This window comes from Pararhodobacter zhoushanensis (assembly GCF_025949695.1).
Lineage (GTDB): Bacteria > Pseudomonadota > Alphaproteobacteria > Rhodobacterales > Rhodobacteraceae > Pararhodobacter > Pararhodobacter zhoushanensis_A.
Map to the genome: position 1 here is coordinate 1,856,763 of NZ_JAPDFL010000001.1, position 21,647 is coordinate 1,878,409.

General features: G+C 65.4%; 19 protein-coding genes. 17 read left to right on the plus strand and 2 right to left on the minus strand.

The genetic code is table 11. The features are described 5' to 3' along the window. Positions 1-82: 82 nt before the first annotated feature. The 4 genes from OKW52_RS09285 to OKW52_RS09300 all read left to right on the plus strand — a co-directional run bounded on the left by OKW52_RS09285 (position 83) and on the right by OKW52_RS09300 (position 4,398). Complete coding sequence (locus OKW52_RS09285; RefSeq protein ID WP_264505441.1) at positions 83-676, plus strand: nicotinate-nucleotide adenylyltransferase; 594 nt, start codon at positions 83-85, stop codon at positions 674-676. 133 nt (positions 677-809) lie between these two features. Then, a complete protein-coding gene (gene dacB / locus OKW52_RS09290) occupies positions 810-2,339 on the plus strand; it encodes a D-alanyl-D-alanine carboxypeptidase/D-alanyl-D-alanine endopeptidase (RefSeq protein ID WP_264505442.1) in 1,530 nt (509 codons plus the stop codon). A 75-nt stretch (positions 2,340-2,414) separates the two neighbouring features. After that, on the plus strand, positions 2,415-3,866 hold the full coding sequence (locus tag OKW52_RS09295; protein WP_264505443.1) for an OmpA family protein: 1,452 nt from the start codon (positions 2,415-2,417) through the stop codon (positions 3,864-3,866). Positions 3,867-3,879: 13 nt separating this feature from the next. After that, a complete protein-coding gene (locus tag OKW52_RS09300; RefSeq protein ID WP_264505444.1) occupies positions 3,880-4,398 on the plus strand; it encodes a hypothetical protein in 519 nt (172 codons plus the stop codon). On the opposite strand, the gene OKW52_RS09305 is transcribed toward OKW52_RS09300, so the two are convergent. Then, positions 4,395-4,817, minus strand: a complete 423-nt coding sequence (locus tag OKW52_RS09305) for a tellurite resistance TerB family protein (protein WP_264505445.1) — start codon at positions 4,815-4,817, stop codon at positions 4,395-4,397. The two genes, OKW52_RS09300 and OKW52_RS09305, sit on opposite strands and share 4 nt — an antisense overlap. Positions 4,818-4,933: 116 nt before the next feature. Here OKW52_RS09305 and OKW52_RS09310 point away from each other — a divergent pair, with 116 nt between their 5' ends. Together OKW52_RS09310 and OKW52_RS09315 are read left to right on the plus strand one after the other, a co-directional pair. Next, the gene (locus OKW52_RS09310; RefSeq protein ID WP_264505446.1) at positions 4,934-6,514 is read left to right on the plus strand and encodes a lysine--tRNA ligase; all 1,581 of its coding nucleotides are present in this window, start codon (positions 4,934-4,936) and stop codon (positions 6,512-6,514) included. A gap of 103 nt (positions 6,515-6,617) precedes the next feature. Next, a complete protein-coding gene (locus tag OKW52_RS09315; RefSeq protein ID WP_264505447.1) occupies positions 6,618-7,361 on the plus strand; it encodes a DUF4336 domain-containing protein in 744 nt (247 codons plus the stop codon). Here OKW52_RS09315 and OKW52_RS09320 read toward each other — a convergent pair. Beyond that, positions 7,358-8,059, minus strand: coding sequence for a DUF1194 domain-containing protein (locus OKW52_RS09320; protein WP_264505448.1), 702 nt, complete (start codon positions 8,057-8,059; stop codon positions 7,358-7,360). The two genes, OKW52_RS09315 and OKW52_RS09320, sit on opposite strands and share 4 nt — an antisense overlap. A gap of 107 nt (positions 8,060-8,166) precedes the next feature. Between OKW52_RS09320 and OKW52_RS09325 the strand changes: the two genes are divergently transcribed. From OKW52_RS09325 to OKW52_RS09375, 11 genes are all read left to right on the plus strand, one after another. Continuing rightward, complete coding sequence (locus tag OKW52_RS09325) at positions 8,167-8,571, plus strand: DUF4864 domain-containing protein (RefSeq protein WP_264505449.1); 405 nt, start codon at positions 8,167-8,169, stop codon at positions 8,569-8,571. Positions 8,572-8,688: 117 nt separating this feature from the next. After that, a complete protein-coding gene (locus OKW52_RS09330; RefSeq protein WP_264505450.1) occupies positions 8,689-10,980 on the plus strand; it encodes a glycosyl hydrolase family 28-related protein in 2,292 nt (763 codons plus the stop codon). 459 nt (positions 10,981-11,439) lie between these two features. After that, entirely contained in the window at positions 11,440-13,401 is a 1,962-nt protein-coding gene (gene acs, locus OKW52_RS09335) for an acetate--CoA ligase (protein WP_264505451.1), read from the plus strand. Positions 13,402-13,408: 7 nt separating this feature from the next. Continuing rightward, positions 13,409-14,089 carry an adenylate kinase gene (locus OKW52_RS09340; protein ID WP_264505452.1) on the plus strand — a complete coding sequence of 227 codons (681 nt, stop codon included), beginning with the start codon at positions 13,409-13,411 and terminating at the stop codon, positions 14,087-14,089. Between the two features lie 97 nt (positions 14,090-14,186). Beyond that, positions 14,187-14,441, plus strand: coding sequence for a DUF4212 domain-containing protein (locus OKW52_RS09345; protein ID WP_127104525.1), 255 nt, complete (start codon positions 14,187-14,189; stop codon positions 14,439-14,441). 15 nt (positions 14,442-14,456) lie between these two features. After that, positions 14,457-16,223, plus strand: coding sequence for a sodium:solute symporter family protein (locus OKW52_RS09350; protein WP_264505453.1), 1,767 nt, complete (start codon positions 14,457-14,459; stop codon positions 16,221-16,223). A gap of 70 nt (positions 16,224-16,293) precedes the next feature. Further along, the gene (locus tag OKW52_RS09355) at positions 16,294-18,117 is read left to right on the plus strand and encodes a DUF294 nucleotidyltransferase-like domain-containing protein (RefSeq protein ID WP_264505454.1); all 1,824 of its coding nucleotides are present in this window, start codon (positions 16,294-16,296) and stop codon (positions 18,115-18,117) included. A gap of 15 nt (positions 18,118-18,132) precedes the next feature. Continuing rightward, positions 18,133-18,687 (plus strand): hypothetical protein, encoded by a 555-nt coding sequence (locus OKW52_RS09360; RefSeq protein ID WP_264505455.1) that lies wholly within the window; start codon positions 18,133-18,135, stop codon positions 18,685-18,687. Continuing rightward, a complete protein-coding gene (locus OKW52_RS09365; RefSeq protein ID WP_406622213.1) occupies positions 18,662-19,093 on the plus strand; it encodes a response regulator transcription factor in 432 nt (143 codons plus the stop codon). Before OKW52_RS09360 ends, OKW52_RS09365 begins: the two co-directional genes overlap by 26 nt. After that, positions 19,086-21,167 carry a 3'-5' exonuclease gene (locus tag OKW52_RS09370; RefSeq protein WP_264505457.1) on the plus strand — a complete coding sequence of 694 codons (2,082 nt, stop codon included), beginning with the start codon at positions 19,086-19,088 and terminating at the stop codon, positions 21,165-21,167. The genes OKW52_RS09365 and OKW52_RS09370 overlap by 8 nt, the downstream gene beginning before the upstream one ends. A 38-nt stretch (positions 21,168-21,205) precedes the next feature. Next, the gene (locus OKW52_RS09375) at positions 21,206-21,625 is read left to right on the plus strand and encodes a DUF1330 domain-containing protein (protein WP_264505458.1); all 420 of its coding nucleotides are present in this window, start codon (positions 21,206-21,208) and stop codon (positions 21,623-21,625) included. Positions 21,626-21,647: the final 22 nt, after the last annotated feature.

A 21,647-nucleotide genomic window follows, 5' to 3' on the forward strand; every position in this document is an offset into this window, starting at 1 on the left:
CAGCGGCTTGCCGGTGCGTGGCCCCCTTGGCGCGCGCTGCGATCCGGGGCATGGTGCGCGCTTGCCAGCGAGGAGGGACCGCATGGGCAAACCCTGGGCCGCGCCCGGACAGGTGATCGGATTGCTCGGCGGATCGTTTGATCCGCCGCATGAAGGGCATGCGCACCTGACGCTGGAGGCTCTCAAGCGGCTGGGGCTGGATCAGATCTGGTGGATGGTGAGCCCGGGCAACCCGATCAAGCCCAACCCTCCGGCGCCGCTGGCACAGCGCATGGCGGCTGCGCGCGCGCTGATGCAGCATCCGCGCGTGAAAATCACCGATCTTGAGGCCGGATTTGGCACGCGGGCGACGGCGGACACGCTGAAAGCGCTGCAAAAGGCCTATCCGCTGTTGCGTTTTGTCTGGCTGATGGGCGCGGACAATCTGGCCAGTTTTCACACCTGGGACCGCTGGCCCGAGATCATGGCACGGGTTCCGGTGGCCGTGCTGGCGCGCCCCGGGCAACGGCTGCGCGCGCTGACCTCACCGACGGCGCAGACGTTTCGCAAGTGGCGGGTGCCCACGCGCGATGCAAAACACCTTGCCCACAAGGGGCCACCGGCATGGGTTTACCTGGACATGCCGATGCGGCATGACTCGTCTACGGCCTTGCGGGCGAGGCGGGCGGACCGGTAAGTGCCGCACAAGCGTCCCGTTCGCGCCGGTTTTGCGCCGCGAATTATCCGATTTACACTGAGATATTTAGTCTAAACTTGGTGTGGCGGCCCGAATGTGGGCAGGTTGCATCGTTTAAAGGCAAGGGTTTCGTATGTTTTGCGACCGAACCGAGTTGAGCCGCCGGGCCCTTTTGGCCGGTGCTTTCGCCAGCCTGGCGGTGCCCGCCATGGCCTCGGCGCCGACACGCTCACCCCGCCCACCCGCGCGGCCTGCACCGGGGCATATCGCGGCGCTGTCGGGAGAACCTGCGGCGCTGGTCGCCCCCAGCGGTTCGCTGTCATCGCTGATCGAGCGCGCCAATCTGAGCGGAGAGACCGCGATGGTCGCGCTGGACGCCGAGACGGGGGCGGTGATCGAAGAACACCGCGCGGATCTGCGCATGCCCCCGGCGAGCACGGCCAAAGCGGTCACGACACTCTACGCGCTACAGACGCTGGGGGCTGAATATCGGTTCATCACGCGGGTCGAGTCGCGGGGCGGGGCGATCGCCAATGGCACGCTGAGCGGTGATCTGGTGCTGCGCGGCGGCGGCGATCCGACGTTGCAGACCGCCGAACTGGCGCGGCTGGCCGATGAGCTGATCGAGCGGGGCCTGCGCCGGATTGACGGTCGGTTTCTGGTCGATGACAGTGCCTTGCCCGACGTTCACCAGATCGACAACGGCCAGCCTGTGCCTGCTGGCTATAACCCTGCAATCGGCGGCCTGAACCTGAATTTCAACCGCGTCTATTTCGGCTGGGAGGTCGCCAATGGCCGCGCCGCGCTGTCGATGGACGCGCGCTCGAACACCGAAGTGCCGGGCGTATCGATGATCGATATCGAGGCCGTCGCGCGCAGCATGCCGGTCTATACCCATGACGTGCGCGGCGAGCGCGAGCACTGGACTGTTGCCGCCAATGCACTGGGGACACCGGGGTCGCGATGGTTGCCGGTGCGCCGACCCGGCGCCTATGCGGGCGACGTTTTTCGCGCCTTGCTGGCGGCGCGAGGCTGCCAACTGCCCGAGCCGCGCCGTGCCACGGTCGCGCCGGGGCAGGTTCTGGCCGAGCATCGTTCGGACCCATTGACCAGCATCCTGCGCGAGATGTTGCGGTATTCCACTAACATCACCGCTGAATGTGTCGGGATGACGGCCTCGCAGCGGCTTGGCCCGGGGGTGCAGGCGCTGGCCCCGTCGGCGTCGCGGATGAACGGATGGATCCGCGAACGCTATGGGGCTGCGGGCCTTGGGTTGCTGGATCATTCCGGCCTGTCCGAAGGATCACGCATCGCGCCCCGGACGATGGCCCAGTATCTGCTGGCAGCCCGGCGGGAAGGCGTGTTGCCCGGTCTGCTGCGAGAGCATCCGTTGCGCGACGCCAATGGTCGGGAAATAGCCTCGCACCCGGTTGAGGTGCGCGCCAAGACCGGGACGCTGAATTTCGTCTCGGCACTGGCGGGCTACGCGCAGTTGCGCGGCGGGCGGGCGGTGGTGTTCTCCATCGTCAGCGCCGATCTGCCGCGCCGGGCTGCCTTGAGCGATGACACGCGTGAGCGTCCGGTTGGCGCGCGGTCGTGGTCCGGTCGGGCGCGGGCATTGCAGCAGGATGTGATCGAGCGTTGGTCGGCGATGCACAGCTGATCGGTTCTGCCGTCCTGCGATTGAGTCTGTGTCCTTGTGTGCTACGCATAGGGGGCGGCGATTGTGGGGTAGGGTATGCGTCTGGCGACGGGGCTGGCGATTTTGGCAACGGGTGTGGTGGCGCTGGGCTGGTGGGCGCGGGCTGAATACGCGCCCTTCCTGCAAGAGCGTCTCGCGTTATCCGCGCAGACGGTCGCCGCAGCCTCGGTTCATGGGGTGCAGGCCACGGTTTCCGGGCGCGACATTACCGTTTCCGGGCTGGCCGATGGCCCCGGTGAACAGGTCGCGCTGATCGCGGCCCTTGATGGGTTGCGCGGGCGGCGGGTGGTGGTGGACCGGCTTGAGGTGCTGCCGGTCGCTGATCCTTACGTCTTGCATGTGGCGCGGCGCGGCGGGGTGTTGACCACGCGCGGTTCGGTGCCGAGCGACGCGGCGCAGGCGATGCTGCAGGGCGAGGGTGTCGACGGGTTGACGCTGGCTGCCGGTGCTCCTGATGCGCATTGGCCCGAGGCGGCGATGGCCGGGCTGGGTGGGTTGAATGCTCTGGAAGAGGGGCATTTCGACCTGACCGGGCGCAGTCTGTCGCTGCTGGGATTGGCCCGCACCTCAGCCGAGGAGCAGGCCGCGCATGCCGCCGTCGCGGATATTCTGCCCGAAGGGTATGATTTCATTGCGGCAATTGACGTGCTCGATGACGGCACGCCGCCCGCCTATCAGCTGCACTACACAGCCGAGGCGGGGCCTTGGCTGCAGGGCAAGCTGCCGTTGGGTGTAAGTGCGGGCGATGTGGCGGCGGCGTTGGGGCTTGAGGACATTGACGATGGCGCGCGGGTGGCCTTGCTGGGCGAACCGGGGCAGGTCTCGCCGGTGGTGAGTGCGCTGGCGTCGTGGCTGGGCGAGGTCGAGACGCTGGACGTGGCAGTATCGCCCGGGGGTACGGTGGTGGATGCCGGGTTCGGGGCCGGGGCGGATCTGGATCTGCTGGGCGCAGCGCTGGGCGCAGATCTGGCGCGGGCTTCGAACGGGCTGACGCTGCATCTCAATCAGGTGGTGCCCGAGGTGGCGGAGGGCAGCGAGCGGGTTCATGCGCTGAGCGGGCGGGCCGAGGTGCTGTCCGGCGGGTACTGGCTGCCGGTGGCAGGGTTTGCGCCGACGATGCAGAGCTGTGCCGAGAACACCGATGCCACGCTGGCGGCGAACCACATCGGCTTTGTGACCGGCTCGGCGCGGCTCGATGCGCGCGCCCGCAGTGCGGTGAACGCGGTGGCGGGGGTGATGCGCGCCTGCGTGACGGCGGGGCTGCGGGCCGAGATCGGCGGGCATACCGATGCGACCGGCGCCACTGCGGCCAACTTGACGCTGAGCCAGAGCCGGGCCGAGGCGGTGCGCACGGCGCTGGTGGCGCGGGGCGTGCCGGCCGATGGGATGACGGCGCAAGGGTATGGCGCCGCGCAGCCGGTTGGCGAGAATGACACCGAAACCGGCCGGGCGGCCAACCGGCGCACGGCTGTGCGCTGGATCGAATGACGGGAGAGGGCGGATGTTTCGCGGCTGGAATTTTCTCTTGGGTGAAATCTGGGTGCTGATTGCGCTGGCAGCCCTGCTGGGGCTGGTGGTCGGCTGGCTGATCTGGGGGCGGCGGGAGGTGGTCACGGGACCGGGCGATGTCACGGGGGCGGGCGATGACAGCGAGGCGCGGCGACTGGCGGGCGAGCTGGAGGTCTGCCGCGCGCAGGGTCAGGAGGCCGCGGCCCGGATCGCCGCGCTTGAAACGCAACTGGCCGCCGCGCAGGTCGCGCCGGTCGAGGCAGGCCCGATACGCCTGTCCGCGCCGAAGGGCGGGCAGGCGGATGATCTCAAGCTGATCAAGGGCGTCGGGCCCAAGCTGGAGGGTTTGCTCAACCAGCTGGGCTTTTGGCATTTCGACCAGATCGCAAGCTGGTCCGAGGCTGACATCGGCTGGGTCGATGAGAACCTTGAAACCTTCAAGGGCCGCGTGACCCGCGACGACTGGGTCGCGCAGGCCAAGGTCTTGGCGGCAGGTGGCGTGCCCGATTAAGGGTGCGCGAAGCGGGCGCGCGCGCCGCGCTCGATCGCGGCGGCGTGCAGGCGGTCGATGGCCAGCTCGTCGCGCATTTCCTCCAGCAGGCGCAGCTCGGCCTGTTTGAGCGCACCGTCCGAGGCGGCAATATCGCAGGCTAGCGCATAAGCGGTCTCGAACAGCCGTTCGGGCAGCGTGTCGCGCACCAGACCGAACAGGGCGTCAAGGCCGTCTTCGACCTCCATCAGTTCGAACACCGATTGCGCGACGATTTTGATACGGTCAGGGTCATAGCCAGCAAAGACCGGCAGCGAGTTGACCACCTGCTCTATGGCCAGCAGCTCTTCGGTGCGGATCGCACCGTCAGAGACCGACACCGTCAGCATCAGGGCGACGAGCGCATCTTGCGGCGTCAGGGAAGGGGCAGCGTCGGTCATAAGGTGTCCTGTTCTGGTTTGGGTGCAGAATATTGACGCGAGCGTGGGCGGGCAATAGGAAGCCGGGGTTCCCTCGGGTATTCCTGCGGATGCCCGCCAATAGAAAAGAGCGTAACATGACTTCTCTGCGCGACGCTGCGATGACCTCCAAGGCCTGGCCTTTTGAAGAGGCACGCCGCCTGCTCAAACGCTATGAGAAGGCGCCGCCCGAAAAGGGCTATGTTCTGTTCGAGACCGGCTATGGCCCCTCGGGTCTGCCGCATATCGGCACCTTTGGCGAGGTGGCGCGCACCACGATGATCAAGCGCGCGTTCGAGGAGATCTCGGATATTCCCACGCGGCTGATCTGCTTTTCCGACGATCTGGACGGGATGCGCAAGGTGCCGGGCAATGTGCCCAATCAGGAGATGCTGCGCGAGTATCTGCAGATGCCGCTGACCAGCGTGCCCGATCCGTTCGGCACGCATGACAGCTTTGGCGCGCATAACAACGCCATGCTGCGGCGGTTTCTGGACACGTTCGGGTTCGAGTACGAATTCTATTCGGCCACCGAATTCTACCAGACCGGTCAGTTCGACGCGACCCTGCGCCTTGCGGCCGAACGCTATGACGCGATCATGGAGATCATGCTCAAGTCGCTGCGTGATGAGCGTCAGCAGACCTATTCGATTTTCCTGCCGATCCATCCCGAGACGGGGCGCGTGCTTTACGTCCCGATGAAAGAGGTCAACGCCAAGGACGCGACGATCACTTTCGATGACGAGACGGGCCGCGAATGGACGCTGCCGGTGACCGGCGGCAACGTGAAACTGCAGTGGAAGCCGGATTTCGGTGCGCGCTGGGCGGCGCTGGGCGTCGATTTCGAGATGTATGGCAAGGACCATTCGACCAACACGCCGATCTATGACGGCATCTGCAAGGTGCTGGGCCACCGCCCGCCCGAGCATTTCAGCTATGAGCTGTTTCTGGACGAGAACGGGCAGAAGATCTCGAAATCCTCGGGGAACGGGGTCAGCATTGACGAATGGCTGACCTATGCCTCGACCGAGAGCCTGTCGTATTTCATGTTCCTCAAGCCCAAGACCGCCAAGCGGATGCATTTCGATGTGATCCCCAAGGCGGTGGACGAATATCACCAGCAGCTGCGCGCCTATCCGGGCCAGACGCCCGAGCAGCAACTGGCGAACCCGGTGTGGCACATCCACGGCGGCAACCCGCCCGCGTCGCATATGGTCGTGCCCTTCGCGATGTTGCTCAATCTGGCGGCTGTGGCCGGGGCGACGGACAAATCGGCGCTGTGGGGCTTCATCAAGCGTTACGCGCCCGACGCGACGCCCGAAACCCACCCGGATCTGGACGCCGCGGCCGGGTTTGCCGTGCGCTACTTCAACGATTTCGTCGCGCCCAAGCGGGTTTTCCGCCTGCCCGACGATCAGGAACGCGCCGCGATGGTGGATCTGGCCGGGCGGCTCAAGGTCTGGGACGGCGGTCTGGATGCCGAGGCGTTGCAGTCGATGGTCTTTGCCGTGGGCAAGGACCACGGGTTCGAAAACCTGCGCGCGTGGTTCAAGGCGCTTTATGAGGTGCTGCTGGGCGCGTCCGAGGGGCCGCGTTTCGGCGGGTTCATCGCGCTCTATGGCATCAACGAGTCGGTGGCGCTGATCGAGCAAGGGCTGGCGGGAACGCTGAGCGCCTGAGCTTTGCGGCGGTGCGTTTGGCGGCGCGCTCCGAAGGGGGCGCGCCGCTTTTTTTGTGCCCAACGACTAAAATCTGACATCGTGACCGTGCTAGGGTTGTGCCATGTCACGCCCCACTGGCTATGAGCCGCTCAACACGCTGAAACCCGTCGCGCCCGATCTGTGGATCGTCGATGGCCCGATCATCCGCTTCTATGGCCTGCCGTTTCCGACCCGGATGACGGTGATCCGCCTGCCGGAAGGCGGGTTGTGGGTGCATTCCCCGATTGCGCCCGACCCCGGTCTGATGGCCGAGATACAGGCGCTGGGCCCGGTCGCGCATCTGGTTGCGCCGAACTGGATTCATTACGCCTCGGTCGGGGCGTGGCAGGGGCTGTTCCCGCAGGCGCGGACATGGGCGGCACCCGGCGTGGCCGAGCGCGCGGCCTCGCGCGATGTGGCGATCCGCGTTGACGAGACGGTGGGCGATGGCGCGCCCGACGACTGGGGCGGGGGGATCGAGGCGCGGGTCGTGCCGGGCAGCAGCGTTCACCACGAGGCGGTGTTCTTTCACCGTGCCAGCAAGACCCTGATCCTGACGGACCTGATCGAGAATTTCGAGCGTCGCGCGGTGCCGGTCTGGGTGGTGCCGGTGCTGATGATGGCGGGGAACCTCGACCCCGACGGCGGAGCCCCGCGCGACATGCGGGCGACGTTCCGCAAGGGGCGGGCGGCGGCACGCAGCGCGGTGGAATGGATGATCGCGCAGCAGCCCGAGCGCGTCGTGCTGGCGCATGGGCGTTGGTATGAGCGTGACGCGGTGGCCGAGTTGCGCCGCGCGTTCCGCTGGCTGCTGGACCGCGATTAACCCTGCGTGGCGGGGACTTCGGTCATGCCCAGCATCGGCTCGGTCAGCTCGCGAATCAGTTTGCGCAGGAAGGCGTCGGCGAATTCGGCGTGGGTGACGGCGTATTCGGCAAAGGCGCCGGGGCCGTGCAGGACGTGGCGCTCGTACCAGGCGCGCACCTCGGGGTCGTGCTCGCCGATCACCAGCCCGTTGACCACAATCCCGTCAAAGCCCCCTTCGGCATAGACGCGGGCGGGTTCGTAGCCGTCGTTATTCTGGCCGTCGCCGGCCAGATCCAGCGTGTGCCACGGGCAATCCTGAGGCGCGCGGTGCAGCAGGTCGCGGCCATAGACCAGCGCGCTGCCGACGGCGGTCAGGCTGTTGTCCACGCGGTGATGGGTCTCGATGCGTTGGGCAAGTGCGTCGATGGTCCCGAGACTGTCGAGCAGTACCCAGTCGGCCAGCAGGGTCTGGCGATACTGCCCGGCCCATTCGTACACCGCCACGGCGACGGGCTGCTCGGGCCGCAGCAACAGGTCACGCACGGTGGGGTTGGCTAAGGCGGCGATGATGCCATCGGTCTGGTTGCGGTAATCCGCCCCGTCGACCGAGCGCGAGACATCAAAGCCCAAGGCCAACGCCAGACGGCAGGCCGAGGCGGAACTGGCCGAAAGACCAAGGGCGAGGAGGGCGATAAACGGCAGACGAAAGCGGCTCATGCGCGCACCCTGCCACAAGCTGCGGGCGCTGTCGCCTGCGCGCACGCGCCGCGTGGTGATCCGATTGCGGTGCGCATGCGTAGCCCTAAGACAGCCAGGAGATTGCCATGCGACATCTGCTTTTGTCCGCGCTCCTCGCCGCCGGTTTTGCCGGGGGCCTGCAGGCGCAAGAGAGCCGACCTGTTCCCGACCTCATCACCGCGCAGATCGATGCGTTCCGCGCGCAGGATTTCGACACGGCCTTTGGCTATGCCTCGGATAGTCTGCGCCGGATGTTCGGCTCGCCCGAGAGTTTCGGCCGCATGGTCACGCAGGGCTATCCGATGGTGCTGGACCCGGCCGAGGTGCGGTTTCTGGGTCTGTCCGAGCGGGCGGGCCTGCAGGTGCAGCGCGTGCTGATCCGTGATCAGGCGGGGCGCTCGTACCTGCTGGAATACACGATGATCGGTGAGGGCGAGGCGCTGCGCATCTCGGCCGTGCGGCTGTTGCCCGACACCGGGACCGGCGTCTGAGCCTGCGCAACGCGCGCTGACCTCAAGCCGCTTTAAGCCCCGCTTGATACCCCCTGTCGCCGCAGGACCGTGCGCATTGCGGTCAAAGCGTCGTGGTTTCCAAGACAGGGGTCTGACATGAACAAGGCAGTGACCGAGGGGCTGATCCTGATGCCTCCGCCCTTCGCCGATGGGTTGAATGTGTGGTCAAGCGGCGATGGCACGCCCGGCTCGCCCACGTATGACGGCGCAGCGAATGCGGCCTTTGTGCCGTCGGACCCGGATTTTGAGGGCTGTCTGGAGCTGCTCAAGACCTCGACCACGCAAAAGTTGCGCTGGAAAGGTGAGACGCCGGTGATCAACGGCCTGTATCTGCGGGTCACGGCGCGGGTCAAGGCGATGTCGGGGGCGCTGCCGTCGGTGCGCATCGCAGGCTTTGCCGCCAATGGCAGCGACGGGGCGGTTTCGGGCGTAACGCTCAACGGGCCCAGCGTGACACTGACTACCTATGGCGAGATCGTCGAGGTCAGCGCGATCATCGCCACCGCCGCGCGTGGCGGTGTGGATATGGCTTGGGCCGGGGTGGATCACGGCCATGTCGGGCTGGATCTGACCGGGGCGAATGGCGGTGTGGTGCGGATTGACGACATCACCATCGAGGATGTCACCAGCTACTGGCTGCGCGACATGATGGATTGGGTCGACGTGCGCGACTATGGCGCGGTCGGGAATGGCGTGGCCGATGACTACGACGCCTTTGTCGCCGCTGCCAATGCGGCGCAGGCCTCGGGGCGAGAGCTGCTGGTCTCGGCGGGGGCCTATTACATCGGGCAGACCCTGACGATCGAGGTTCCGGTGCGGTTTCAGGGGCGTTTGTCGATGCCCGCGGACGCGCGGCTGCAACTGACCAAGAACTTCGATTTCCCGTCCTATGCGGCGGCGTTCAACAGTGAAGGGCTGGGCCTGCGCAAGGGGTTGCAGGCGCTGTTCTTCTACACGGACCACGACACGTTCGACCTGATGGGCCGCCGCGTGCAGCTGGATGCGCCGATTGATCTGGCCGCAACGACGGGCCTGAACTACTACGCAATCCGCCGGGTGCTGCGCAACGGGTTGATCGAGGCCAGCGATGGCGCGGCGTGGAATACGCAGGTTTCCTATTCGCAGGGCACCTATTCGACCGGCCAGCAAAGCCAGCTGACCAACGTCACCAACATCGCGAATATTCCGGTGGGTGCCCGGGTCGAAGGCAGCGGCGTGGGACGCGAGGTCTATGTCAAGGCGCGCAACGTTTCGGCGCAATCGCTGACGCTGAGCCAGCCGCTGTACAACGCACAGGGCACGCAGAATTACACGTTCCGAAAATTCCAGCACATGCTGGACATGTCCGGCTTTGGCACGCTTGAGCGCTTCGAGATCGACAGCGTCGAGTTCCAGTGCCGGGGCATCTGCTCGGCCCTCAGCCTGTCCACCGACGGGCCGATTTTTACCGTGCGCGACTGCACGTTCAACAAGCCCAAGGACAAGGCCATCACCTCGATTGGCCGGGGCTGTCAGGGCATGCTGGTTGACCGCTGCACTTTTCTGTCGTCGGAATCACCGGAACGGGCGCAGGACCGGGTTTCGGTGGCGATCAACGTGAATGCCAATGACGTCAAGCTGCGCTCGAACCTTGTGCAGCGCTTTGGCAAATTCGCGGTGATGGCCGGCACCTATCACCTGATCCAGGGCAACCATTTCTACCACGGCGACAACGAGCAGAACGCGGTGCGTCAGGCCGGGATCGTGTTGACGTATCCCAATACCGTGACCTCGATCACTGGCAACTACGTCGACAACACGTTCTTCGAGCACACCAACGAGCATGACGCGACGCCGAACTGGAACGGCGAATACAGCTTTGGCGGGCTGTCGGTTACCAACAACGTCTTTCTTGTGTCGAACGTCATTTCCAGTTTCCGGTTCATCGTGGTCAAGCCCTATGGCATCGGGCATTTCCTGTCCGGGCAAGTCGTCACCGGCAATGTGTTTCGCACCGTCAATGCCACGCCCAGCCGGGCGGATGGGGTCAATACCACCTATGCCGACCTCGACTACAGCCGGTTCCGCAACGTGATCTGGCAGCAAAACACCTACAATGGCATCGACACGCAGACCGAAAGCCCGCTGGTGTTGCGCCATGATCAAAGCTCGGCGGCGGCCAGCTGGACGATCTCGACCGGTGGCAAGCTGCCCTATGACGGCTGGGCGCGCACGGTCAGCTCCATCGTGATGGAGGGGCAGGCGAACGGCAGCAGTAACGACGTGCGCACCTCGTGGCCCTATGTCGTGCCGCAACAGGGGAGCAACCGCAATCAGGTGCGGCTGACCTGGCCCAGCGCGACGCGGGGCCGCGTGGTGGTGACGGTGCGCGGCGATAACCCGCTCTGACCGGAAGCACCTTGGCGCAGGGATGGGGTCGGCACCAACAGGTGCCGGCCCCGTTTCGTTGCCGGCCCAGTTGATGATCTCGCGCAAGGGGCGAATCATGACGCTGCGCCAACTCTGCCGGACGCAGCGTCAGGCGGCTGTGACGCTGCGTCGCAGCAATCGCCTGAGGCGCAGCGCGCCCCGTTCGCGACTGTTGGCGCTGCCATCTGACCGCAGGTCACGGCATTAACATTTCCGTTACCGGCAGGTGGCTGAAAAAACTGGCGGAATTGCTGTTTGGATTTGGTAATTTACAAAATTCCCCGGCTTTCGGTGAAGAAATTTACAAAAATCTCGTTGTAAAAAAAAGAGTTACAAAAAAATTGACCGATGCGCTATTGTTACCGCGGATGGAGGAGGCCTGAGCAGCACGACGCAAGACGCGCGCTGCCGCTCGGCCCGTTTGCAGGAGGAGCGCCCATGTCGGATCAGGCTCAATCGGGGATTTACCCTGCGTCGGCGGAGTTCACCGCCAACGCGCATATCGACGCTGATACCTACGAGGCGATGTACGCCGCGTCGATCAATAACCCTGAGTCCTTCTGGGGCGAGCACGGCAAGCGCATTGACTGGATCAAGCCGTTCACCAAGGTCAAGAACACCAATTTCGACTATGGCAATGTCTCGATCAAATGGTTCGAGGACGGCACGCTGAACGTCTCGGCCAACTGCATCGACCGTCATATCGCGACGCGCGGCAACCAGACCGCAATCATTTTCGAGCCCGACGATCCCAAGGGTCAGGCGCAGCACATCACCTATGCCCAACTGCTTGAGCAGGTGAGCCGCATGGCCAATGTGCTCAAGGCCAATGGTGTGGGCAAAGGTGACCGGGTTGTCCTGTATCTGCCCATGATCCCCGAGGCCGCCTATGCCATGCTGGCCTGCGCGCGGATCGGCGCGATCCACTCCATCGTCTTCGCCGGTTTCTCGCCCGATGCGCTGGCAAACCGGATCAATGATTCCGAAGCCAAGGCCGTTATCACCGCCGACCACGCCCCGCGCGGCGGTCGCAAGACGCCGCTGAAGTCGAACACCGACAAGGCGCTGTTTGACTGCTCGGAAAAGGTGAAATGCTTCGTCGTCAAGCACACCGGCGATCAGACCACCTGGGTGCAGGATCGCGACATCGACCTGAAGGCCGAAATGGCCGAGGCCAGCCCCTATTGCCCCTATGCCGAGATGGGCGCTGAAGATCCGCTCTTTGTTCTTTACACCTCGGGCTCGACCGGGCGTCCCAAGGGCGTTGTGCATACCTCGGGCGGCTATCTGGTCTATGCGTCGATGACGCATCAGCTGACCTTCGATTACCATGATGGCGATGTGTTCTGGTGCTCGGCTGACGTCGGCTGGGTCACGGGCCACAGCTATATCATCTACGGCCCGCTGGCGAACGGCGCGACGACGCTGATGTTCGAAGGCGTGCCGACCTATCCCGATGCGGGCCGGTTCTGGGCGGTGTGCGAAAAGCACAAGGTCAACCAGTTCTACACCGCGCCCACCGCCATCCGCGCGCTGATGGGGCAGGGGCCCGAGTGGGTCGAGAAATACGATCTGTCCTCGCTCAAGCTGCTGGGGTCGGTCGGCGAGCCGATTAACCCCGAGGCATGGAACTGGTACAACACCCATGTCGGCAAGGGCAAATGCCCGATCGTTGACACCTTCTGGCAGACCGAGACCGGCGGCCATATGCTGACCCCGCTGCCGGGCGCGATTCCGGCCAAGCCCGGGTCGGCCACCAAGCCGTTCTTTGGTGTGAAGCCGGTCATTCTGGACGCCAACACCGCCGAAATTCAGGGCGAAACCGCGGCCGAAGGTGTGTTGTGCATCGCCGACAGCTGGCCCGGCCAGATGCGCACCCTGTGGGGCGATCATGAGCGCTTTCAGGAAGCCTATTTCGCCCAGTATCGCGGCTATTACTTCACCGGCGACGGCTGCCGTCGCGACGAGGATGGCTATTACTGGATCACCGGGCGCGTCGATGACGTGATCAACGTCTCGGGCCACCGCATGGGCACCGCAGAAGTTGAATCTGCACTGGTCGCGCATGAGATGGTCGCCGAGGCGGCGGTCGTCGGCTATCCGCATCCGATCAAGGGGCAGGGCATCTATGCCTATGTCACGCTGATGAACGGGATCGAGCCGTCCGAAGACCTGCGCAAAGAGCTGGTCAAATGGGTGCGCACCGAGATCGGGCCGATTGCGTCGCCGGATCTGATCCAGTGGGCGCCGGGCCTGCCCAAGACGCGCTCGGGCAAGATCATGCGCCGCATCCTGCGCAAGATTGCCGAGAACGACTACGGCGCGCTGGGCGACACGTCGACGCTGGCCGATCCGTCGGTCGTTGATGACCTCATTGAAAACCGCATGAACAAGGGGTGAGGGCGCGATGAGCGAGACGATGACCCACGCTGCCGTGCTGATCCTGCTGGGGCCTCCGGGCGCCGGCAAGGGCACGCAGGCCCGGATGCTGGAGGAGCGTTTCGGGCTGGTGCAGCTGTCCACCGGCGACCTGCTGCGCGCGGCTGTGGCAGCGGGGACCGACGCCGGGATGGCTGCGAAATCGGTGATGGCGGCGGGCGGGCTGGTCTCGGACGAGATTGTGCTGGCGATCCTGCGCGACCGCATGGCCGAGCCTGACACCGCCCGCGGCGTGATCCTTGACGGTTTTCCGCGCACCCCCGGTCAGGCCGAGGCGCTGGATGCGCTGCTGGCCGAGCAGGGGCTGAAGATCAGCGCCGCGATCTCGATGGAGGTCGATGACGCGGCCATGGTGACGCGGGTTTCGGGACGCTACACCTGCGCCGATTGCGGCGAGGGGTATCACGACAGCTTCAAACAGCCAGCCCAGGCAGGCTGCTGCGACAAATGCGGCGGTACGGCGTTCAAACGCCGGGCCGACGATACCGCCGAGACAGTGGGGGCACGGCTGACCGCCTACCACGCGTCTACGGCACCGCTGATCGCCTATTACGCGGCTCGCGACGTTCTGCGGTCGGTCGATGGTATGGGAGCCATCGACGCCATTGCTGCAGAACTGGGCGGGATCGTCTCTGAGGTGACAGCCTGACACAGCGGCTCTGCCCCACCGGGCAGGGCCGTTGTTCTTTGACAAGCGGGCATCCCCCAACGGGGTGCCGGCAGGAGGAAAAACCGGGAGGACAACCATGTCTGACAAATCGGCCAGCGCCTATTGGGCGGCGAATATCCGGCTCATCACCATTTGCTTGGTGATCTGGGCCCTCGTCTCCTTCGGCTTCGGCATTCTGCTTCGCCCACTGCTCGCGGGGATCACCTTCGGCGGTACGGATCTCGGCTTCTGGTTCGCCCAGCAAGGCTCGATCCTGACCTTTATCGTGCTGATCTTCTTTTACGCCGCGCGGATGAACTCGATCGACCGCGACTTCGGCGTCGACGAATAACAGGAGCAGGGACAGATGGATCAATTTACTCTTAACCTGCTTGTGGTGGGCGCTTCGTTCGCTCTCTACATCGGGATCGCGATCTGGGCCCGTGCGGGTTCCACGTCGGAATTCTACGCCGCCAACCGCGGCATTCACCCGGTTCTCAACGGGATGGCTACCGCCGCCGACTGGATGTCGGCAGCCTCGTTCATCTCGATGGCGGGGATCATTGCCTTTGTCGGCTATGACAACTCGACCTACCTGATGGGCTGGACCGGCGGCTATGTGCTGCTTGCCCTGCTGCTGGCGCCGTATCTGCGCAAGTTTGGCCGCTTCACCGTGCCGGACTTCATCGGCGACCGCTTCTACAGCCAGACCGCCCGTATCGTGGCGGTGATTGCGCTGCTCGTCATCTCGATCACCTATGTGATCGGCCAGATGGCGGGTGCCGGGGTTGCGTTCTCGCGCTTCCTTGAGGTGAGCAGCTCGACCGGTCTGTGGATCGCGTCGGCCATTGTGTTCTGCTACGCCGTTCTTGGCGGCATGAAGGGCATCACCTACACGCAGGTCGCGCAGTATTGCGTGCTGATCGTCGCCTATACCATCCCGGCGATCTTCATCTCGCTGCAACTGACCGGCAACTTCCTGCCGCAAATCGGTCTGTTCAGCAATGACACCAGCGGTGTTCCGCTGCTCGCTCATCTTGACGGGCTGCTGACCGATCTGGGCTTCCGCACCTATACCGAGCATCACCAGAATACCCTCGACATGGTGCTGTTTACCCTGTCGCTGATGATCGGTACCGCTGGCCTGCCGCACGTCATCATCCGCTTCTTCACCGTGCCCAAGGTGTCGGATGCCCGTGCCTCGGCTGGTTGGGCGCTGGTGTTCATCGCGCTGCTCTACACCGTGGCTCCGGCCGTTGGTGCGATGGCCCGTCTGAACATCATCACCAGCATTTACCCGAACGGCATCGACCAGCCCTCGCTGAGCTATGACGCGCGCCCGGACTGGATGCACAACTGGGAAAACACCGGCCTGCTGGCGTTCGACGACAAGAACGGCGACGGCATGATCCAGTACTACAACGAAGCCAACGCTCCGGCGATGGCGACGGAAGCAGGCTGGGCCGGGAACGAGATGGTCACCTTCAACCGCGACATTCTGGTTCTGGCGAACCCGGAAATCGCGGGTCTGCCGGGCTGGGTGATCGCGCTGATCGCTGCCGGTGGTCTGGCTGCCGCCCTGTCGACGGCGGCGGGTCTGCTGCTGGCGATCTCGTCGGCGGTGTCGCATGACCTGATCAAGTCGGTGTTCAATCCGAACATCTCGGAAAAGGGTGAGATGCTGGCGGCACGCGTGTCGATGGGTGTTGCGATCCTTGTGGCGACGATCCTCGGCCTCAACCCTCCGGGCTTCGCGGCTCAGGTTGTGGCGATCGCGTTCGGTCTGGCAGCAGCCTCGCTGTTCCCGACGATCATGATGGGGATCTTCTCGAAGAAGATGAACTCGACCGGCGCGGTCGCGGGCATGCTGGTCGGTCTGGGCGTGGAGATGGTCTATATCTTCACCTATGTCGGCTGGTTCTTCATCCCCGGCACCAACATGCTGGGCAACACCCCTGACAACTGGCTGTTCGGCATCTCGCCGGCGTCCTTTGGTTCGGTTGCTGCCGTCCTGAACTTCATCGTGGCCTATGTCGTCCTCGGGATGACGAAGCCTGCGCCGCAAGAGATCCAGGATCTGGTGGAATCGATCCGTGTTCCCCGGGGTGCCGGTGTCGCCCGCGCGACGCACTGAGCCCTGAGCAAACCAACCGGAGGGGCGCGCCTTTGCGCCCCTCCATCCTCTCTCGCAGTCGGGTGCAGCCATGGATAGCCAGATCGAAACGATCCTCGCCTTCCTCGAGTCCGTGCACCCCTATGACAGCCTGCCGCGAGACGAGCTGACGCGTGTCGCCCGCTCTTTTGGCCGCAGGGAATATCTTGCCGGGGATCAGATCTACGCCGTGGGCGAGCCGATCCTGGGTCTGTATCTGATCAAGCGCGGCTCGGTCGAAGTCAGCGACCGCAACGGCGCTTTGGTGTCGATCCTTGGCCCGCGCAATTCCTTTGGCGAGCGGGGCTTGCTGCGCGACGGGCTGGCGATGACCACGGCCAGCGCCGTTGTGCCCTCGGTCGTGCTGGTTCTGCCCGCCGCCGAGCTGCGCCACCTGATCGCCACCTCCCCGTCGTTCGAGCGGTTCTTCAACCGCTCGCGGCCCATCGAGACGCGGGGCACGGATCTGACCACGCTCAAGGTCGCCGATCTGATGGCCCGCACCCCGGTGACGCTCCCGCCCGAGGCTACCGTCACCCAAGCCGCCCAGCTGATGCGCGCGCGCCATATCAGCAGCATCGCCGTCACCCGCGAACAGGCGCTTCTGGGGCTGGTCACCACCCGCGACCTGACCGAACGTGTGCTGGCCGAGGGGCTGCCCGGCGACACGCCGCTGGGCACGATCATGACCCGCGATCCGTTGACCCTGACGCCCGATGCGCTGGGGTCGGACATTCTGCACATGATGCTGGAACGCCGCGTGGGACATCTGCCGGTGGTACAGGACGGCACGCTCAAGGGGATGGTCACGCAGACCGACCTGACCCGCTTTCAGGCCGTCAGCTCGGCCCAGCTGGTGCGTGATGCGGCCAGTTGCGAGACGCCTGAGGAAATGGCCGAGGTCACCGCCCGCATCCCGCGCCTGTTGATGCATCTGATTGCGGCCAACAACGCGCATGAGGTGGTCACGCGGCTGATCACCGACATCGCCGACACCGTCACCCGCCGCCTGCTGAAACTGGCCGAAGCCAAGCTTGGCCCGCCGCCCGTACCCTATCTGTGGCTTGCCTGTGGCTCTCAGGGGCGGCAAGAGCAGACCGGCGTGTCGGATCAGGACAATTGCCTGATCCTTGACGATGCCGCGACGGCGGAAGACCGGCTTTATTTCAAGGCCTTGGCGCGCTTTGTCTCGGACGGGCTGGACAAGGCGGGTTACGTCTATTGCCCCGGCGACATGATGGCCACGGCAGACCGCTGGTGCCAGCCCAAGCGCGTGTGGCGGCAGTATTTCCAAGGCTGGATCGACACCCCCAGCCCCGAAGCGCAGATGCTGGCCTCGGTCATGTTCGACCTGCGGCCCATCGGCGGCACAGTGTCGCTGTTCCGCGATCTGCAGGACGAGACCCTGGCCAAGGCCGCCAAGAACTCGATCTTCGTCGCCCATATGATTTCCAACGCGCTCAAGCACCAGCCGCCCTTGGGCCTGCTGCGCGGCTTTGCCACGATCCGCTCGGGCGAGCACAAGAACCACATCGACATGAAGCACAACGGCGTCGTGCCGGTCACCGACATCGCGCGGATCTACGCGCTGTCGGGGCAACTGACCGAGGTCAACACCCGCGCCCGGATCGAGGCGGCCGAGGCGGTCGGCATCGTCTCGGTTTCCGGCGCGCGCGACCTGATCGAGGCCTATGACCTGATTGCCCGCCTGCGGCTGGAAAATCAGGCCGCTTTGGTCAAGGCCGGGCGCAAGCCGGACAATTTTCTGGCGCCTTCGGATCTGTCGGATTTTGAACGCAGCCACCTGCGCGACGCCTTCGTCGTCGTGCGCACAATGCAATCGGCGCTGGGACAACGCAGCGGCGCACTGGGATAAACAGGGAGAGGCTGAATGCTGATCGACTTCGTCGGATCACTGGCTACGGGGTTCGGCCTGATGGGGATCGTGCTGCTGGTCAACCGGCTGATCCTGCGCAACCGCATCGACCGCTGGATCTATCCGGCGACGGTGGCCTTCGGGATGGTCGCGTTCACCATCTGGGCCGAATACACATGGCCCTCGCGCACGATCACCGCGCAGCCGCAGCTGGCGCTGGCCAGCGAGAATGGCGAGGCGGTGTTCTACCGGCCCTGGACCTTTATCTGGCCGCAGGTGACGCGGATGACGGCGATCAATCTGGCCGAGACCCGCACGCATCCCGACCAGCCCGGCATGGTGATGACGCAGGTGGTGTTCATCGGCCGCTGGGAGCCGACGCGCGGTGTGGTGGTGATCTATGATTGCGTCAACAACGCCCGCGCCGATGTGGTCGAGGGTGTCGCGATGAATGCCGACGGAACGCTTGAGGGGGCCGAGTGGTTTCCGCTGGACGCTGACAACCCGGTGCTGCGCACGGCCTGCGCGGCGGTCGAGGAGGGGAATGATGGGCGCGCAAGCGGCGCGTAAGCGCATTCTGGTCGTCGAAGACGAGGACAACATCGCCATCGCGCTGGACTATCTGATGACTCGCGAAGGCTATGACCAGACCCGCATCGCCACCGGCGCGGGCGCGGTCGAGCTGATCCGTGAAACGCAGCCCGATCTGGTGCTGCTGGACGTGATGCTGCCTGAGGTGTCGGGCTATGAGATCTGCCAGAACGTGCGCATGGACCCCGGCCTGAACGGGGTGAAGATCCTGATGATGACCGCCCGCGGCTCGGCGATGGAGCGGCGCAAGGGGTTGGCGATGGGGGCCGACGGGTTCATCTCGAAACCGTTCGAGTTGAAGGTGCTGAGGGCCGAGGTCCGGCGCATACTGGCCGGGGAGCCGGCGCTGGATACTCTGCCACCGGGTGCCGCACGGCATGCTTGACCGACTCAGCCTGCGCCTGCGGATCCTGTTGTTCTTTGGGCTGCTGGCTCTGGGCGCGGTGGCGGCCGTTGCGGCGGGGCTGTGGGTGGCGCTGCGGAATTCGGGGAACGCGGCGCCCGAGGTGGTACAGGGCGCTTTGGTCGCCGGGTTTGCGATCCTGGGACTGGTGGTCTGGGTTTGGTTCCTGTTCGACACCAACGTGGCGCGGGCGATTGATCAGCTTGCCTCGGCGATCCGCGCGCGGGCACATGCGGGCATCGAGCACGGGCTGGAAACCGAGTCCCGCGCTGCGCGCTATCTGGGCGATCTGGCCCCGGCGGCAGAGGCCGTCAGCCGCGCGTTGATCGAAACCCGCAGCGCGCTGGCTGAATCCGTCGCGCGAGAAACAACACGGTTGGCGGCGGAAAAAGCCCGGCTGGAGACACTGCTGGCCGATGTCCCCGTCGCGGTGCTCCTGTGCTCCGCCGAGCATCAACTGGCGTTCTACAACGGGCAGGCGGTGGATATTCTGGGCGGTGGGACGGCACCCGGGCTGGACCGTAACCTGCTGGATTACCTGCGCGAAGGGCCGATCCGTCACGCCTATGACCGGCTGGCCGGGGCGGGCGATCCTGACATGGCCTCAGACCTGCTCTGCGCCACGGCGAACGGCACGCGGCTGCTGGCCGGGCGGATGCGCGTGCTCAGGCGGCGCGAGGAGGGCGTAGCACCCGGCTATGTGCTGACCCTGCGCGACGTCACCGCCGACATCGCCGCCCACACCAGCCGCGACGCGTTGCTGGCCGATGTGTTCGACCGCGTGCGCCGTCCGGCGGCGAATTTGCAGACGGTGATTGGTGTGATGGCCGAGCTGGAAGGCGACGGCGACGCGCCCGATCTGCGCACCGCGCTGCTGTCCGAGGTCGCGGCCCTGACCGAAGCCGTGACCGAGCTGGGCGCTCGCTATGACGCGATCCAGACCGACTGGCGGCCCTTGGGCAACACGCGCTCGGGCGATCTGCTCGACGGGCTCAAGGGGCGGTTTCAGGCAGACGGGTTCGCCTTGGAGACGCAGAGCCTTGATTTGATTGTGCAGCTCGACGGGTTCGAGATCGTGGCGTTCTGGGCTTGGCTGGCGGGGCGCATCGCCGGTGAGGGGCTGGCGCGCGCGTTCCGCATCGAGATCGCGGAAGAGGATGGTCCCGGCGCGGTGATGCGCCTGTGCTGGCAGGGCGCGCCGCTGTCCGTGGGCCGGCTGGACGGCTGGCTGGCGGGAACGCTGGGCCGCGACACAGGCGAGCTGACGGCGCGCGCAGTGTTGCTGGCGCATGGGACCGAGGCGTGGCCGGAAAGCGGCGACGGCTGCAACGCGGTGGTCATGCCGATCCGCGCCGCCCGCCGCGCCGGTCGCCGCCCGCCGCCGATCAGCCGCGCTGTGGTTTATGATTTCGACCTGCTGTCGAAGGCCCGTACCGCCGCTGTCGCGGAGACGCGGCTGGAAGACCTGACGGTGGTGGTGTTCGACACCGAAACCACCGGCCTCAACCCCGCAAGCGATGGCATCGTGCAGATTGCGGCGGTGCGGCTGGTCAACGGGCGGCGGGTTGAGAGTGAGGTGTTCGATACGCTGGTCGACCCGGGCCGCCCGATCCCGCCGTCTTCGACCGATGTGCACGGGATCACCGACAGCATGGTCGTCGGCGCGCCGGACGTGGTCGAGGCCGGGCGGCAGTTCCATAAGTTCGCGCAGGGCGCCGTGCTGCTAGCCCATAACGCGCCGTTCGATATGGCGTTTCTGCGCCGGCAAGAGGCGGCGATCGGGCAGGTGTTCGACCATCCGATTCTGGATACGGTGCTGCTGTCGGCGGTGGTGTACGGCCAGCTGGAACAGCATTCGCTCGATGCGCTGACGGCCCGGCTGGGCATCACCATCCCCGATGAGGCGCGTCACACCGCCATCGGCGACACGGTGGCGACGGCCGAGGCGTTCCTGAAGCTGGTGCCGATGCTGCGCGCCCGCGGGTTCGACACGTTCGGGCAGGTCGTTGCCGAGGTGCGCAAACACGGGCGGTTGCTCAAGGATCTCAACGCCTGAGCTTGCGCGGCGCGGGGGCCGGGGACTAGGCTGGCGCGATGGACACAGAACACACCAACCCCGACCGCGCCCGTTTCTCCCTGTTCAAGGATCTGCCGCGCGATCAGCCGATCCATATGCTCAACCTCGTCCGCCTGCGCGAACAGGCGGTTTACGACGACGGGCGGCAGGCCACGGGCGCCGAGGCCTATGCCGCTTATGCCCGTGAAAGCGGGCCGATCTTTCAGCGGCTGGGGGGCAGCATCCTGTGGAGCGGCAAGCCCGAGCTGATGCTGATCGGCCCGCAGGGTGATGTTTGGGACAAGGCGTTCATCGCCGTCTATCCCACCGGACAGGCCTTCATCGATATGATCCGTGACGCTGACTACCAAAAGGCCGCGCAGCACCGCACGGCGGCGGTGCGTGACTCGCGGCTGCTCAGGCTGTCGCCCGGCAAAGCCGAAGCGGGCTTTGGCTGAAACGCAAACGGCCCCGCCGCAG

Coding starts and splice junctions, on each gene's coding strand:
- OKW52_RS09285 (WP_264505441.1), top strand. CDS start 83: ATGGGCAAACCCTGGGCCGCGCCCGGACAGGTGATCGGATTGCTCGGC.
- dacB (WP_264505442.1), top strand. CDS start 810: ATGTTTTGCGACCGAACCGAGTTGAGCCGCCGGGCCCTTTTGGCCGGT.
- OKW52_RS09295 (WP_264505443.1), top strand. CDS start 2,415: ATGCGTCTGGCGACGGGGCTGGCGATTTTGGCAACGGGTGTGGTGGCG.
- OKW52_RS09300 (WP_264505444.1), top strand. CDS start 3,880: ATGTTTCGCGGCTGGAATTTTCTCTTGGGTGAAATCTGGGTGCTGATT.
- OKW52_RS09305 (WP_264505445.1), bottom strand. CDS start 4,817: ATGACCGACGCTGCCCCTTCCCTGACGCCGCAAGATGCGCTCGTCGCC.
- OKW52_RS09310 (WP_264505446.1), top strand. CDS start 4,934: ATGACTTCTCTGCGCGACGCTGCGATGACCTCCAAGGCCTGGCCTTTT.
- OKW52_RS09315 (WP_264505447.1), top strand. CDS start 6,618: ATGTCACGCCCCACTGGCTATGAGCCGCTCAACACGCTGAAACCCGTC.
- OKW52_RS09320 (WP_264505448.1), bottom strand. CDS start 8,059: ATGAGCCGCTTTCGTCTGCCGTTTATCGCCCTCCTCGCCCTTGGTCTT.
- OKW52_RS09325 (WP_264505449.1), top strand. CDS start 8,167: ATGCGACATCTGCTTTTGTCCGCGCTCCTCGCCGCCGGTTTTGCCGGG.
- OKW52_RS09330 (WP_264505450.1), top strand. CDS start 8,689: ATGAACAAGGCAGTGACCGAGGGGCTGATCCTGATGCCTCCGCCCTTC.
- acs (WP_264505451.1), top strand. CDS start 11,440: ATGTCGGATCAGGCTCAATCGGGGATTTACCCTGCGTCGGCGGAGTTC.
- OKW52_RS09340 (WP_264505452.1), top strand. CDS start 13,409: ATGAGCGAGACGATGACCCACGCTGCCGTGCTGATCCTGCTGGGGCCT.
- OKW52_RS09345 (WP_127104525.1), top strand. CDS start 14,187: ATGTCTGACAAATCGGCCAGCGCCTATTGGGCGGCGAATATCCGGCTC.
- OKW52_RS09350 (WP_264505453.1), top strand. CDS start 14,457: ATGGATCAATTTACTCTTAACCTGCTTGTGGTGGGCGCTTCGTTCGCT.
- OKW52_RS09355 (WP_264505454.1), top strand. CDS start 16,294: ATGGATAGCCAGATCGAAACGATCCTCGCCTTCCTCGAGTCCGTGCAC.
- OKW52_RS09360 (WP_264505455.1), top strand. CDS start 18,133: ATGCTGATCGACTTCGTCGGATCACTGGCTACGGGGTTCGGCCTGATG.
- OKW52_RS09365 (WP_406622213.1), top strand. CDS start 18,662: ATGATGGGCGCGCAAGCGGCGCGTAAGCGCATTCTGGTCGTCGAAGAC.
- OKW52_RS09370 (WP_264505457.1), top strand. CDS start 19,086: ATGCTTGACCGACTCAGCCTGCGCCTGCGGATCCTGTTGTTCTTTGGG.
- OKW52_RS09375 (WP_264505458.1), top strand. CDS start 21,206: ATGGACACAGAACACACCAACCCCGACCGCGCCCGTTTCTCCCTGTTC.